Annotated in this window: 14 protein-coding genes; all 14 read left to right on the top strand. The window is 74.2% G+C overall.

Annotation, left to right across the window (positions count from 1 at the left end; genetic code table 11):
- Positions 1–2 precede the first annotated feature (2 nt).
- The 14 genes from N912_RS0107290 to N912_RS0107225 all read left to right on the top strand — a co-directional run bounded on the left by N912_RS0107290 (position 3) and on the right by N912_RS0107225 (position 14,328).
- Positions 3–1,586, top strand: coding sequence for a carboxylesterase/lipase family protein (locus tag N912_RS0107290; protein ID WP_028921932.1), 1,584 nt, complete (start codon positions 3–5; stop codon positions 1,584–1,586).
- 38 nt (positions 1,587–1,624) lie between these two features.
- Positions 1,625–2,209 carry a CGNR zinc finger domain-containing protein gene (locus tag N912_RS50060; protein WP_037062942.1) on the top strand — a complete coding sequence of 195 codons (585 nt, stop codon included), beginning with the start codon at positions 1,625–1,627 and terminating at the stop codon, positions 2,207–2,209.
- On the top strand, positions 2,206–3,105 hold the full coding sequence (locus N912_RS50055; protein ID WP_064745168.1) for a DMT family transporter: 900 nt from the start codon (positions 2,206–2,208) through the stop codon (positions 3,103–3,105). Before N912_RS50060 ends, N912_RS50055 begins: the two co-directional genes overlap by 4 nt.
- A gap of 30 nt (positions 3,106–3,135) precedes the next feature.
- A complete protein-coding gene (locus tag N912_RS0107275; protein ID WP_028921931.1) occupies positions 3,136–3,729 on the top strand; it encodes a MarR family winged helix-turn-helix transcriptional regulator in 594 nt (197 codons plus the stop codon).
- Between the two features lie 69 nt (positions 3,730–3,798).
- Positions 3,799–4,461, top strand: a complete 663-nt coding sequence (locus N912_RS0107270; protein WP_245645225.1) for a type 1 glutamine amidotransferase — start codon at positions 3,799–3,801, stop codon at positions 4,459–4,461.
- Positions 4,458–5,189: an MOSC domain-containing protein gene (locus N912_RS0107265; RefSeq protein WP_028921929.1), complete on the top strand. Its 732-nt coding sequence runs from the start codon at positions 4,458–4,460 to the stop codon at positions 5,187–5,189. Before N912_RS0107270 ends, N912_RS0107265 begins: the two co-directional genes overlap by 4 nt.
- Positions 5,190–5,237: 48 nt before the next feature.
- Positions 5,238–6,860, top strand: coding sequence for a DUF885 domain-containing protein (locus N912_RS0107260; RefSeq protein WP_028921928.1), 1,623 nt, complete (start codon positions 5,238–5,240; stop codon positions 6,858–6,860).
- Complete coding sequence (locus N912_RS0107255; protein ID WP_028921927.1) at positions 6,857–8,434, top strand: ABC transporter substrate-binding protein; 1,578 nt, start codon at positions 6,857–6,859, stop codon at positions 8,432–8,434. Before N912_RS0107260 ends, N912_RS0107255 begins: the two co-directional genes overlap by 4 nt.
- The gene (locus N912_RS0107250) at positions 8,431–9,453 is read left to right on the top strand and encodes an ABC transporter permease (RefSeq protein ID WP_051579782.1); all 1,023 of its coding nucleotides are present in this window, start codon (positions 8,431–8,433) and stop codon (positions 9,451–9,453) included. Before N912_RS0107255 ends, N912_RS0107250 begins: the two co-directional genes overlap by 4 nt.
- Positions 9,450–10,307, top strand: a complete 858-nt coding sequence (locus tag N912_RS0107245; RefSeq protein ID WP_051579781.1) for an ABC transporter permease — start codon at positions 9,450–9,452, stop codon at positions 10,305–10,307. Before N912_RS0107250 ends, N912_RS0107245 begins: the two co-directional genes overlap by 4 nt.
- Positions 10,304–11,260, top strand: a complete 957-nt coding sequence (locus N912_RS0107240) for an ABC transporter ATP-binding protein (protein WP_028921924.1) — start codon at positions 10,304–10,306, stop codon at positions 11,258–11,260. Before N912_RS0107245 ends, N912_RS0107240 begins: the two co-directional genes overlap by 4 nt.
- Entirely contained in the window at positions 11,257–12,195 is a 939-nt protein-coding gene (locus N912_RS0107235; protein ID WP_028921923.1) for an oligopeptide/dipeptide ABC transporter ATP-binding protein, read from the top strand. Before N912_RS0107240 ends, N912_RS0107235 begins: the two co-directional genes overlap by 4 nt.
- Positions 12,185–12,721, top strand: coding sequence for a helix-turn-helix domain-containing protein (locus tag N912_RS0107230; RefSeq protein WP_028921922.1), 537 nt, complete (start codon positions 12,185–12,187; stop codon positions 12,719–12,721). Before N912_RS0107235 ends, N912_RS0107230 begins: the two co-directional genes overlap by 11 nt.
- Complete coding sequence (locus N912_RS0107225; protein ID WP_028921921.1) at positions 12,718–14,328, top strand: DUF885 domain-containing protein; 1,611 nt, start codon at positions 12,718–12,720, stop codon at positions 14,326–14,328. The genes N912_RS0107230 and N912_RS0107225 overlap by 4 nt, the downstream gene beginning before the upstream one ends.
- Positions 14,329–14,354: the final 26 nt, after the last annotated feature.

The raw sequence follows: 14,354 nt of genomic DNA, 5'->3' as shown, positions 1-14,354 counted from the left end.
CGGTGAGGAAGTCGTGGAAGTGGTCGCTGGCGGCGGTGGTGCTGGTGGCCGCGGCGGTCGGGATCGTCCTGGCGAACCTCCCCGCCGCTCCGCCTGACCTCCCGGACGGCGAGGTCGTCGCCACCGACAGCGGCCCGGTGCGCGGCGTGATCGGCAGCGGCACCCGGGAGTACCGAGGCATCCCGTACGCCGCCGCGCCGGTCGGCGACCTGCGGTGGTCGTCGCCGCGTCCGCCGGGTCGGTGGACCGAGGTCAGGGACGCCACCCAGTACACCGAGCCGTGCGCGCAGCCCGCCTTTCCCGGACAGCCGGCCAGGGGCGTCGAGGACTGCCTGTCGCTGAACGTCGCGGCGCCGCTGCGCACCGAGCGGCCGGCGCCGGTGATGGTGTGGATTCACGGCGGCGCCTACGTCTGGGGGTCCGGGGCGGACTACGGCGCGAGCATGCTGGCCGAACGCGGCGGCGTCATGGTCGTCACGCTCAACTACCGGCTCGGCGCGCTCGGGTTCCTCGCCCACCCCGCGATGGGCGAGGCGTCCGGCAACTTCGGCCTGGAGGACCAGCAGGCGGCGCTGCGGTGGGTCCAGCGCAACGCGGCCGCGTTCGGCGGCGACCCCGGCTCGGTGACGATCTTCGGGCAGTCGTCGGGGGCGCGCAGCGTCTGCGCCCACCTGGTCGCGCCGAGGTCGCGGGGGCTGTTCCACCGGGCCATCATCCAGAGCGAGCCGTGCACGATGACCACTGGGCCGATGACCGCTGGGCCCGGCCAGGACGGGTCGCCGAGCCCGGATCCGTCGGGGTTCCCGCGCTCCCGGACGTCGGCGAACACCCAGGGTGTGGCCGTGGCGGCCAAGCTCGGCTGCGCGGACCCGGCGACGGCCACGGCGTGCCTGCGGGCGGTGCCGGCGAGCAGGCTGGAGGAGGCCACCGCGTTCCAGGACTGGTTCGGCCCGACGATCGGCGGGGGCGTCCTCCCGGTCGACCCCGCCACCGCCGAGCTGCCCAGGGTGCCGATCATGCACGGCATCACCCGCGACGAGTACCGCATCGGCCCGGCGCTCGAACCCCCGGCCGACACCGCCGCGTATGTCGCGCGGATACGGGCCTGGGCGGGCGACAGGGCGGACGCGGTGCTGGCCCGCTACCCGCCGGAGCGCTTCGGCTCGGCGGCCGAGGCGTGGGCGGCAGTCATCACCGATGCCACGTACGCCGTCCCGATGCGGGAGCTGAACCGGCGCCTGGCGGGGAAGGCCCCGACCTATGCCTACGAGTTCACCGATCGGGCGGCCCCCTGGATGTCGACGGTCCCACCGCCCGCCTTCGCCACCGGCGCGTACCACACCTCGGAGCTGCAGTACCTGTTCACCGCCGTCGGGTACGGGCGGCCGCTCAGCGACGCCCAGCGCAACCTGGCGGACCTCATGATCCGGTACTGGGCACAGTTCGCCCACACCGGAGACCCCAACGGCCCCGGCCTGCCTCGCTGGGCTCCGGTCGAGGACCCGAAGCTCGCGCAGCGGCTCGACACCGAGGGGATCGGGCCGGTGGATGTCTCCGCCGAGCACCAGGTCGAGTTCTGGCGGTGACCTTTGCCGTAATGGGTTAAAGGCGTTACGGTGAGGTCGTGGCGCGGTGGACGGCGGACGGGGACTCGTTCCGGTTCCGCGCCGGGCGGCCCAGCCTGGACCTGTGCTCGACGCTGCTGTGGCGGCACCGGGAGCCGGTCGAGCAGCTGCGCGACCCCGCCGACCTGGCCCGGTGGCTGTGCGCGGCGGGGCTGTGTGGGGACGGCGCGCGGGCGACCCCCGAGCAGCTCGCGAGCGCCCGGGCGCTGCGGGAGGCCGGTTACCGGTTGTTCGGCCGGCACCTGGCGGGGCGGGCACCGGATGCGGCGGACATCGCGGTGGTGAACGCGACCGCGGCCCATCCTGACCGGTTTCCCCAGCTGACGCCGTCCGGCGGCGTGCGCTGGTCGGCCGGGGAGCCGGTCGCGGCCGCGCTGGCGACGGTGGCCAGGGACTGCATCGACGTGCTGACCGGGCCGCTGGCCGACCGGCTCCGGGAGTGCGCCGCCCCGGACTGCGCGTTCCTGTTCGTCGACACCTCCCGGCCGGGCACCCGCCGCTGGTGCGCGCAGAACAGGTGCGGGAACCGTCAACACGTCCGCGACCACCGCGCCCGCCGCTCCCCCGAGGGCGACGGGCCGTGAGCCGCTGGACCGACGGCCTGGCGTTCGGCGCCGCCGGCGTGCTCTGCTTCAGCGGCACCGCCCCGGCGACCCGGGTGGCGGCCGGCGTGTTCGGCGCCGACGTCCTCACCTACGGCCGGATCGTGATCGCGGCCGTGCTCGGGCTGGCCACGCTGCTGGTGACCGGGCGGCTGGGCTGGCCGGGGCGCGAGCTGGTGCCCAGCCTGCTCGTCACCGGCGTGGGGCTGGCCGTGGGGTTCCCGCTGTTCCTGGCGCTGGCGGTGGAGCGGGTTCCGGCCTATCACGGCGCGGTGGTGATCGGCCTGGCGCCGGCGGCGACCGCCGTGCTGTCCGCGCTGCGGACCGGGGAGCGGCCGCCGGCGCGGTTCTGGCTGGCGTGTGCGGTCGGGTTCGCGGCGGTGGTCGCGTTCGCCCTGGTGCAGGGCGGGGGCGGGCCGAGCGCGGCGGACGGGTGGCTGGTCGCCAGCATCCTGAGCGTCGCGGTCGGATACGTGGAGGGCGGCCGGGTGGCGCGGCGGCTCGGCGGCACCCGGACGCTGTGCTGGGCGATGATCCTGCTGGCCCCGGCGGCGGCGGTGCTGCTCGCGGTGGCGGCTTCGACGCGGACATTCGGGGCGATCCCGGCGCGGGCCTGGGTCGGCTTCGGGTACGCGGGCGTGGCCAGCATGTTCGTCGGGTCCGTGCTGTGGTACCTCGGGCTCGCGGCGGGCGGGACCGCCCGGGTCGGCCAGCTCAACCTCGCCCAGCCGTTCCTGGCCATCGCCTGGTCGGCCCTGCTGCTCGGCGAGCGGATCACCTGGTCGGTGCCGGTGACCGCCGCCGTGGTGCTCGGCTGCATGGGCGTGTGCCTCAACGCGCCCCGGTCTCGGGCGCCCGCGTCGTATCCTCTCCGGTAAGTAGGAGTCCTATGTCTTGAGGCGGGCGGCGTGGCGGACCTGGACCGGCGGCTGGCCGACGCGATCGAGCGGCTCGGGCACGGGCTGCGCTCGCTGGCCCAGCACAGCGCCCGCGCGCACGGGCTGTCGCCGTTGCAGCAGCAGGCGGTGCTCGCGCTGTCCCGGCGGCCGACGGTCCGCCGCGAGGTCAGCGCGCTCGCCGCCGAGTTCGACGTCACCACGCCGACGATGTCCGACGCGGTGACTGCGCTGGAGCGGAAGGGGCTGGTGACGCGCTCGCCGGGCGCGGACGGGCGCCGTCGGCTGCTCACGCTCACCGCCGGCGGCGAGGCGGTCGCGGGCGAGCTGGCGCCGTGGGACGGGCCGTTGCTGGCGGCGCTCGCCGGGCTGCCGGTCGCGGACCGGGCCGCCACCCTGCACGGCCTGCTGCGGGTCATCGCGGACCTGCAACGCCAGGGCGTGGTGAGCGTGGTGCGGACGTGCACCAGCTGCCGCTTCTTCAGGCCCAACGCCCGGACCGACCCGGCCGCGCCGCACCGCTGTGACCTGCTCGAGGCGCCGTTGCCCCTGGTCGACCTGCGCACCGACTGCCCGGAGCACGAGCCCGTGGTCGCGACAAACTAGGTAGGAGTCCTAGCTAGCTTGTGGGATGCTCGCGGAAGGGAGCACCCCGAGGAGGCCCGGTTGCAGGCGGTGGTGGTTCAACACGTTCCGTTCGAGGGGCCCGGCCTGATCGCGCCGGCGCTGGCCGAGGCCGGCGCCGAGGTGCGGGTGGTGCGCGCCGACCTGGGTGAACCGCTGCCGGAGGCGTCGGGGCTCGATGTGCTCGTGGTGCTCGGCGGGCCGATGGGCGCCCTCGACGACCGGGATCACCCACATCTCGCGAACGAGCGGGAGCTGATCGCGCGGTGCGTCCGCCGGGGCCGGCCGGTGCTCGGTGTCTGCCTGGGCGCGCAGCTCCTCGCGGCGGCGCTGGGCGCGAGCGTCTGGCGCGGGCCGGAGCTGGAGGTCGGCGTCGGGACCGTCGCGCTCACCCCGGACGGGCTGGCCGACCCGGTGCTCGGGCCGTCCGGGCCGGAGCTGCCGGTCGTGCACTGGCACCAGGACACCTTCGAGCTGCCCGAGCGCGGCGTGCCGCTGGCCAGCTCGACGCGGTACGCGCACCAGGCGTTCCGGGTCGGCGGGTCGTACGGGCTGCAGTTCCACGTCGAGCTGGACGCCGACGCACTCGCCAGGGTGCGCCCGCACCTGCCCTCGGGGACCGTGGTGGCCCCGGACGCGGCCCGGGCGGTGGCCGCCGCGGGGGAGCGGATCCTGCGCCGCTGGGCCGAGCACGCGCTCGCGGTCCGTCGATGACCGGCGGGCGGGTGCTGCTCGTGTCCGTCGGCGCCGCGCGGCCGCTGTCCTGGCGCGGCCGGAGCGTGCCGTCGGGCATCGCGAAGACCCCGGTCCAGGGGCCGGTCGAGGTCACCCGGCTCGGGTTGAGCGGCGACGAGCAGGGCGACCGGACGCACCACGGCGGGCCGAACAAGGCGGTGCTGCTCTACCCGAACGAGCACTACTCGGCCTGGGGGCGGTTCACCGCGCCGGCGTTCGGGGAGAACCTCACGATCGCCGGGCTCCTGGAGGGCGACGCCGTGCTCGGCGCCGTCTACGCCGTCGGCACCGCCGTGCTCCAGGTGACGCAACCGCGCCGGCCCTGCTACAAGCTGGCCGCGCACCACGGCATCGCGGACATGGCGGTCCAGACCCAGCGCACCGGCCGGACCGGGTTCTACTGCGCGGTACTGCGCCCCGGCCGGGTGGCCGCCGGCGAACGCCTCGACCCGCTCGTCCGCCCGCGACACGGCATCACAGCGGCCGAGGCGCACCGCGTGCTCAACGTCGACCGCGCCGACCTGGCCGCCGCGCGGCGCCTGCTCGACCACCCTGAGGTGCTCCCGGCCTCCTGGGTCCGGCTGTTGCGCACCCGGCTCGACGGCCACCTCGACGACCAGACGGACCGGCTGCACGGATCATCCGGCCCTCGGCGGTCAGGCCCGGCGGCCGGGACGTTCACCATAGACATACGAAGTTCACCATGACTATCCTTCCGGCGGCCGGTCGCTGACCGGCGCGGACGGGAGGCGTCGATGGCGACGGCAGCGGCATCCGGCCTGCACCCGCATGTCGAGCTGCTGTTCGAGGCCGATCCGATCCTGGCGTCCGGCCAGGGCGACGAGCGCGCGCACGCCCGCCTCGGCGACATCGAGCCCGACGCCATCGAAGGGTTCGCAGGCGAACGCCGGCGGCTGCTGGCGGACGCCGAGCAGCGGCCCATGCCGGCCGCCGGCACCCGGGAATGGCTGGAGCACAGCGTGCTGCTGACCGAGCTGCGCACCTCGGTTCGCCGGCACGACGTCGAGCGGGTCTGGGAGCGCGCGCCCTACTGGTACGCCGAGCGGATGGGCGACGCGCTGTCGGTGCTCATGCGCGGCGACCTGGATCCGGCCTTCGCCGGGGAGGCGCTGCTCGCGCGGTTGAGGGGGCTTCCGGATCATTGCGCGCGGGCGAAGGCCAACCTGACCGAGGCGACGCCGCCGCTGTGGGCGCGGATGGGCTCCGCCTCGGCCCGGGGGCTGGAGCGGTTCGTCGAGCGGGCGGTGCCCGGCCACGCCGAGACGCTGCCGCCCGCGCTGGCGGCAGACGTGGTGGCGGCGGCGAGCAAGGCGCTCCCGGCGCTCGGTGAGTTCACCGCGTACGTCGACGAGCTGGGCGAGCGGGCGCGGGGGTCGTGGTCCTGCGGCGTCGCGCACGTGGACTTCCTGCTCGGCACCTTCCACCACCTGGACATCGACGCCGGCGGGCTGGCGGAGTACGGACGGAGCCTCGTCGAGCGGGAGCGGGCGGAGCTGGAGCGGTTCGCCGCGTCGCTGGACCGGGACGCGCCCTGGCACGAGCAGATCGACCGGATCAAGGACCGGCACCCCCGGCCGCCGGAGTTCCTCAGCACGTACGGCGACCAGATGCGCCGCGCCAGGGAGCACACCGCGCGGCACGAGCTGGTCACCATCCCGGACGGCGAGGCCTGCGAGATGGAGTGGGTGCCTGAGTACCAGCGCGAGGGCCTGCCGCTGGGGGTGATGTCGCCCAGCCCGCCGTACGCGCCGGGGCTGCGCAGCGGGTTCCGCATCACCCCGGCCGACCCCGAGGCGCCGCACGAGCGGGTGCGCGAGCACATGCGGGACAACTGCTACGCGTTCGCGGCCTCGATCGCCGGGCACGAGACCTACCCCGGCCACCACCTGCAGTACGTCCACCACAAGCTCGGCACCGACCGTGGCTCGGTGCTGCGCCACTTCGCCACGCCGCAGTTCGTGGAAGGCTGGGGCCTGTACGTCGAGGACCTGCTGGAGGAGACCGGGTTCCTGGCCGACGACGCGGTGCGGCTGTTCAAGCGGCGCAACGCCCTGTGGCGGGCGCTGCGCGTCGTCGTGGACGTCGGCCTGCACACCGGCACGCTCACGCTCGACGCGGCGATCGAGCTGATGCGCCGCGAGGCCGGCATGGACCGGCACATGGCCGAGGGCGAGGTCCGCCGCTACACCCGCCACGACAACCCGACGTACCCGTCGTCGTACGTCCTGGGCCGGGACCTGATCCACCGGCTGCGCTCGCGCCGAGGGCTCGGCGTCAAGGCGTTCCACGACTGGCTGCTGTCGCACGGGTCGCCGCCGGTGGTGCTGCTGGCACGAATGTCGGAAGGGACGTCATGAGGTCTGCGTTCGCTGTGGTGGCCACCGTCGTCGCGCTCCTGCTCAGTGGCTGCGGCGGCAACAACGCGCAGGACGAGCTGGCCGGCAGGTCGTTGACGGTGGACACCTCGTTCGTGGTCAAGACCCTGGACCCCGGCCGGGTGTACGAGCCCACCGGCAACGTCGTCGTGCACTCGCTCTACGACACGCTGGTCACCTTCAAGGGCGCGGACATCTCCAAGCCCGTGCCCGAGCTGGCCAGGTCCTACACCGCCGCCCCCGACGGCAGGACGTTCACCTTCGTGCTCGACCCGGCGGCGAGGTTCTCCGACGGCACGCCGGTGACCGCGAGCGACGTGGTGTTCAGCCTGAACCGGCTGAAGAACCTCAAGGGCAGCGCCTCGGCCATCGTCAAGGGCCTGAGCGTCACCGCGACCGGCCCCGACACCGTCGTGGTGACCAGCGACGCCGTCGACCCGAACGTGCCGACCATCCTCGCCGAGCCCTACGCCGGCATCCTCAACTCCAAGCGCACCGTCGAGCACGGCGGCACCGACGCGGAGAACGCCTCCTCGGCGGACACGCTGAGCAACTACCTGAACACCTCGACGCTGGGCAGCGGCCCGTACGTCGTCGAGTCCTTCGACGCGGCGTCGCGGATCGTGCTGACCGCCAACCCGAACTACTGGCGCGCCAAGCCGGCCTTCCCGCGCGTGGTGTTCCAGAACATGGACGTCCAGAACCAGAAGCTGACCATGACGAAGCTGCCGGCGTCCGAGATCGCCCTGGACCTGGCCGGCAACGCCCTGTCCGAGCTGCCCGCCGAGCTGCAGCGCTCGGGCAGCCCGGACACCTACTACCAGCTGCGGCTGCACGCCGACCCGGCCGTCTCGCCGGTGACCGCCAACCCGGACTGGGTCGGTGCGCTGCGCGCCGCGCTGGACTACCAGGGCGCCGCGGCGCTGTTCGGGCCGGCCGGCACGCCCGCCGCCGGGATCGTCCCCACCGCCTACGCCGGCGCGCTGCCGCCCTCGGAGGCCCGCACCCAGGACCTGGACACGGCGAAAGCGCTGCTCGCGAAGTCCGGCGTCGGCGACCGGCCGGTGAAGCTGCTCTACCCCGCGATCACCTACGGCGGCGTCGACCTCGGCACCGTCGCCGCGAAGGTGCAGGGCGACGCGGCCAAGGCCGGCATCCGCATCGAGCTGGACCCGGCGCCCATCGCCTCGTTCCTGGACCAGCGCAGGTCCGGGCGGGTGCCGCTGAGCTTCAGCCCGCAGTCGTTGAACTACCCGGTGGCCGCGTCCGTGGTGGCCGACCTGATGCCCGGCGGCTCCACCGCGCAGGCGGCCGGCTGGGCCGCGGCGCGCGCCGACCCGGCCACGGTGGCCGCCGCCCAGAAGGTGCTCACCGCGCGCGACGTGGACGAGCAGGTGACCCACCTGCGGGACTGGCAGCGGCTGATGAACCGCACCTCCCCGTACATCACCCTGGTGTACAACTCGACCACCGTGGTGAGCAGCGCGAACCTCACCAACGCCGGGTACACGGCGGCCGGCTGGATCGTCGAGCTGGCCGACATCGGCACCCGATGAACGCGCTGCCCAGGTTCGTCGCCAGGAAGGTGGCGATCACCGCCGGGCTGCTGCTCGGCGTCACGGTGCTGACCTTCCTGCTGGTGCAGGCGGTGCCCGGCGACCCGTCGCTGACCAACCTGAGCGAGACCGCGCAGCAGGACCCGGCGATCGTGGCCGCCTACAAGGCCAAGTGGGGCCTCGACAAGCCGCTGCCGGTGCAGTACGCCACCTACCTGACGAACCTGCTGCACGGCGACCTCGGCACCTCCCAGGCCACCGGCAACCCGATCCTGTCCGAGCTGGTCAGGTACGTCCCGGCCACGCTGGAGATCGCGCTGCCCGCCCTGGTGCTCTCGCTGGTGATCAGCGTCGCGCTGGGCATGTGGGCCGCCGTGCGCAAGGACCGCGCCGCCGACCAGACCATCCGGGCGGCCGCGCTGACCGGCCTGTCCACCCCGCCGTTCTGGCTGGCGATCGTCGTGCTGTACGTCTTCTTCTACAAGCTGGGGCTCGCGCCGAACGGCGGCCGGCTGGCCACCGTGTACACCCCGCCCGCGCCCATCACCGGCCTCTACACGGTGGACGCCCTGCTGGCCGGGCGGACGATCGTGTTCTGGGACGCGGTGGCGCACCTGGCGCTGCCGGTGCTGGTGCTGACCTGCATCACCGTCTCGGTGCTCATCCGGTTCGTCCGCTCGGCCATGCTGGAGGTGCTGGACCAGGACTACGTCAAGGCCGCCTACGCCAAGGGGCTGCCCAGGTTCACGGTGCTGCGCCGGCACGTGCTGCGGGCCGGGCTGGTGCAGGTGGTGACGGTCGGCGGGCTGGCGCTGGCCTCGCTGCTGTCCGGCACGGTGCTGATCGAGCAGATCTACAGCTGGCCGGGCATCGGCCAGTACGCCTACCGCGCGGCGCTCAACCTCGACCTGCCGGCCATCATGGGCGTGGGGCTGTTCGTCGCATTCGTCTACACGCTGGTCAACCTGCTGGTCGACGTGCTGTACGGCGTGATCGACCCGCGCATCCGCGTCTCATGACGACCGTGGACGTCCCGGTCCGCCGGTGGTTCGGGCTGCGGCCGGTGCGCCGGCGCCGACGGCCGAGGGCGCTGGTCGCCGCCGCGATCACGATCCTGGCGCTGTGGGCGGCGGTGGCGGTGGCGGCGCCGCTGCTCGCTCCGTTCGACCCGCTGGTGCAGGCGGGTCCGTACTACACGCCGCCGTCGCCGCCGCACTGGCTGGGGACCGACCAGCTCGGCCGCGACGTGCTGAGCCGGATCCTCTACGGGGCTCGGCTGTCGCTGCCGCTCGCGGTGGTGATCGTCGCGCTGGCGCTGGCCATCGGTGGGGGTCTCGGGCTGCTCGCGGGGTATGTGGGGCGGTGGGTGGACGAGTCGTTGATGCGGCTGACCGACCTGGTGTTCGCCTTTCCGCCGATCATCCTGGCGATGGTGGTCAGCGCGGCGTTCGGGCCCAGCGCGCGCAACGCGGTGCTGGCGCTCGTGCTGGTCTCGTGGCCGACGTACGCGCGGGTGGTGCGGGGCGCGGTGCTGTCCATCCGGGGCTCGGACTTCGTCGCGGCGTCGCGGATGCTGGGCGTGGGGCCGTGGCTGGCGCTGCGCCGGGACGTGGTGCCCAACAGCGTGGGGCCGGCGGTGGTGCTGGCCAGCCTGCAGTTGGGCGAGGCCGTGCTCATGCTGGCCTCGCTGTCCTTCCTCGGGCTCGGTCCGCGCCCGCCCGCGCCCGAGTGGGGCGCCATGATCGCCGGGGGAGCGAACGACCTGTCCAAGTGGTGGGTGAGCATCACGCCGGGCGTCGCGATCCTGACCGCCGTGCTGGCCTTCAACCTGCTCGGCGACGCGGTCCGTGACTGGTTGGATCCGCGAAGATGAGCCCCTTGCTGGAGGTCGAAGGCCTCGCGGTGTCGCTGCCAACCCCGTCCGGCCAGGTGCAGGTGATCAAGCACCTTGATCTTTACGTCAACAGCGGGGAGATCGTGGGGATCGCCGGCGAGAGCGGGTCGGGCAAGAGCCTGACCGCGCTCACGCTGCTGAACCTGCTGCCGCCGGGAGCGGTCGTGGAGGGCTCGGTACGGTTCGACGGGCGCGAGCTGGTGGGGCTGGAGCGGCGGGAGTGGCAGGACGTGCGGGGCGGCGGCATTGCGATGGTGTTCCAGGACTCCAGCTCGGCGCTGCACCCCATGCTCAGCATCGGCACCCAGCTCACCGAGCACATGGGGGTCGGCAGGTCCGAGGCCCGCGCCCGCGCGGTCGAGCTGCTCGACCGGATGCGGATCCCCCGGCCGGAGACGGCCCTGCGCCGCTACCCTCACCAGTTCTCCGGGGGCATGCGCCAGCGCATCGCCCTGGCCATCGCGCTGGCCCGCCGGCCCCGGCTGCTCATCGCGGACGAGCCGACGACCGCGCTGGACGTCACGGTGCAGGCCGGGATCCTGGCCCTGCTGGAGGAGCTGCGCCGGGACGGTGACCTCGCCGTGCTGTTCATCACCCACGACCTCGGCGTGCTGTCGGCGCTGGCCCAGCGCGCGTACGTGTTCTACGCGGGCCGGGTGATGGAGAGCGGCGCGACCGGCGATGTCCTCACCGCACCTCGGCATCCCTATACGGCCGCGCTGCTCGGCGCCCGCCCGCACGGGCTCTCCACCACCCGCTCGCTGCGCGCCATCCCGGGCTCGCCGGTGTCGGCGGCCGAGGTCCTGCCCGGGTGCCCGTTCCAGCCCCGGTGCACGTTCGCCGAGGACGCCTGCGCGGCCACACCGCCTCCGGTGCTGCCGATCGGCGACGGACGCGCGCTCGCCTGCCGAGTTGCTCCGGAGTTGACATGAGCAGGCTGGTCATGCGGGACGTGCGGGTCGAGCACCGGGCCCGCGGTCGCGGCACCGTCCTCGCCGTCGCCGGGGTCGACCTGCGCGTCGGCGCGGGCGAAGTCGTCGGCCTGGTCGGGGAGTCCGGCTGCGGCAAGTCGTCCTTGGCCCGGGTCGCCGCCGGCCTGTCCGCGCCCACCGCCGGCACCGTCGCGTTCGACGGCGAGCCCGTCACGCCGCTGGGCTGGCGCCGCCGGGACACCGCACAGACCAAGCTACAGATGATCTTCCAGGACCCCGGCGGCTCGCTGAACCCGCGCCGCACCGTCGGCTCGCAGATCCTCGACGGCATCCCGCCCGGTGAAGCCAGCGAGGACCGGGTGGCCCGGCTGCTCGACCGCGTGGGCATGCCGCCCGAGGCCGCGAGCGGCTACCCGCACCAGTTCTCCGGCGGCCAGCGGCAGCGGCTGGCCATCGCCAGGGCGCTGGCCGCCGAGCCCGAGCTGATCATCGCCGACGAGCCCGTCACCGCGCTGGACGCCTCCGCCCAGGCGCAGGTGGTCTCCCTGCTGCTCTCGCTGGTGCGGGAGCTGACCATGGGGCTGCTGTTCATCTCGCACGACCTGGCGCTGGTGCACGACATCGCGGACCGAACGGCGGTCATGTACCTCGGCAAGATCGTCGAGGAGGCGCCCACTCGTAAGCTCATGGCGTGTCCGAACCACCCGTACACCCGCGCGCTGGTGGGCGCCATCCCTCGGATCTCGCGGGCGCCGATGCTGCCGGCGGTGCTGCGCGGCGAGGTGCCGGACCCGTCGTCGGCGCCGCCGGGATGCCGGTTCCGCCCGCGCTGCCCGCACGCGCGCGAGGTGTGCCTCACCGAGCCGCCGCTGCGCGAGGCCGGCGGCGACCTGGTCGCCTGCCATCGGGTCGAGGAGCTGGCCGATGATCGGTGAACGGCTGCGTGAGCTGCGGCTGCGGCACAAGATGACACTGCGCGAGCTGGCCGCCCGCGCCGAGGTGTCGGCGGCGCTGCTCAGCCAGCTCGAGAACGGCGTGACCGAGCCCAGCCTGTCCACCCTGCGCAAGCTGGCCACCGTGTTCAGCTCCGAGGTCGCCGAGCTGTTCAGCGAGCCGAACGCGCCGCTGGTGCACCTGTCGCGGCCCGGCGAGCGGATGCGGCTGACCGCGCCGCAGGGGGAGATCAGCTACGAGCGGCTCACGCCGGGGCGCGGCGAGCTGGAGGTGCTGGCGGCCACCATGCTGCCCGGCAACGTCAGCTCGTCGGTGCGCCGGGGCCACGAGTCGACGGAGTGCATCGTGGTGCTGGAGGGCGAGGTCGTGGTGGAGATCGACGACGAGCGGCACGTGGTGGTGGCGGGGGAGGCGTTGACGTTCGACTCCCGGCTGGCGCACCGGTTCTGCAACGACAGCGGCAAGCTCGCCCGGTTCATCCTGGCCGTGACGCCACCGGTGCCGTGACCACCCCCGTGACCACCGCCGGGGACGTCGCCGACCGGTTGCTGGCCGAGCTGGAGCCGGTGGACCCGGCCGCCGCCGAGGCGCTCGGGCGCGAGCCGTACGTGGTCATGCCGGCGCTCGCGCCCGAGGACTTCGGCCGCCGCCGCGACGCATGGCAGCGGGCGCTGGCCTCGGTGCGCGGGTCGACGGACGGCGTGCTGGGGCTCGCGCTCCAGGAGCGGCTGCGCAGCGAGCTGGCCATGGACGACGCCGGCTTCACCAGGGCGTTGCTGGCGCCGCTCGCCACCCCCGTGCACCAGGTCCGCGAGGTGTTCGACAACCTGCCGCACGTCACACCTGACGACTGGCAACGGGTCGGCGAGCACCTGCGCCTGGTCCCGGCCGCGCTCGCCGACTACGCCGCCACGCTGCGGGAGGCACAGGCGGCGGGGCACGTCGTCGCACGGCGGCAGGTCTTCGCCGTCGCCGAGCAGTGCGAGCGCTGGGTCGGCCGCGACGACTTCTACCGCGGGCTGGTCGGCCCCGAACCCGGGCTGGCCAGCGCGGCGGCGGACGCCACGGCGGCCACCGCGGCGTTCGCGGAGTTCCTGCGTACGGAGCTGTTGCCGCGCGCCCGGGCGTCCGACGGGGTGGGGCGCGAGCTCTACGGCGTCACGGCGCGCGCGTTCCTGGGCGACGACGTGGACCTGGAGGAGACGTACGCCTTCGGCTGGGACGAGCTGGCCCGGCTCACCGCCGAGATGTCCTCGGTCGCCTCCGAGCTCGGCGCCGGTTCGCTCGACCAGGCCGCCGCCGCGCTCGACGCCGACCCGTCCGCGCGCCTGTCCGCCCCGGACGAGCTGCTCGCCTGGCTGCAGGGCCGGGTCGACGAGGTGGTGGACGCGGTCGACGGCGTCCATTTCGACCTGCCGCCCGTGGCCCGCCGGCCGGAGTGCCGGCTGTCCACCACGACCACCGGGGTCATGTACTACACCGCGCCCGACCCGTCCTTCTCCCGGCCCGGCCGCGTCTGGTGGTCGCCGCCCGCCGACGGCACCTCGTTCCCCTGGCGCGCGGTGACCACCGTGCACCACGAGGCAGTCCCCGGCCACCACCTGCAGATCTGCGTCGCGATGGCGGAGCCGAGCCTGCACCCGTGGCAGCGGTCGATGGCGCACGTGCACGGGTACGTGGAGGGCTGGGCGCACTACGCCGAGCGCCTCACCGACGAGCTGGGCCTGCTCCGCACCCCCGGGGAGCGGCTGGGGATGCTCTACGGCCAGCGGTGGCGCGCCGCCCGGATCGTGATCGACATGGGCCTGCACCTCGGACTTCCGATCCCGGCCGGCAACGGCCTGACCAAGGCCACCCGCTGGACGCCCGAGCTGGGCGTCGAGGTGCTCCAGAAGGCGGCGGGCGCCGACGCCGCGACCGCGCGTTTCGAGGTCGACAGGTACCTCGGGTGGCCCGCGCAGGCGTTGGCGTTCCGGGTGGGCGCGCGGCTGTGGCGGCAGGTGCGGGCCGAGGCCGAGCGCGCCCCCGGCTTCGACCTGAAGGACTTCCACATGCGGGCGCTGCGGCTCGGGCCGATGGGCCTGGGACCGCTGCGAGCCGTCCTGACGCGTTGACTGTGCCCGGCCGAGTATCTATAACA

The sequence above is a fragment of the Actinospineispora acaciae DSM 45401 genome (assembly GCF_000620785.1).
GTDB classification, from domain to species: domain Bacteria; phylum Actinomycetota; class Actinomycetes; order Mycobacteriales; family Pseudonocardiaceae; genus Pseudonocardia; species Pseudonocardia acaciae.
The sequence above is the reverse complement of the archived record's forward strand: the minus strand, read 5'-3'. Positions and strand labels throughout refer to the sequence as shown.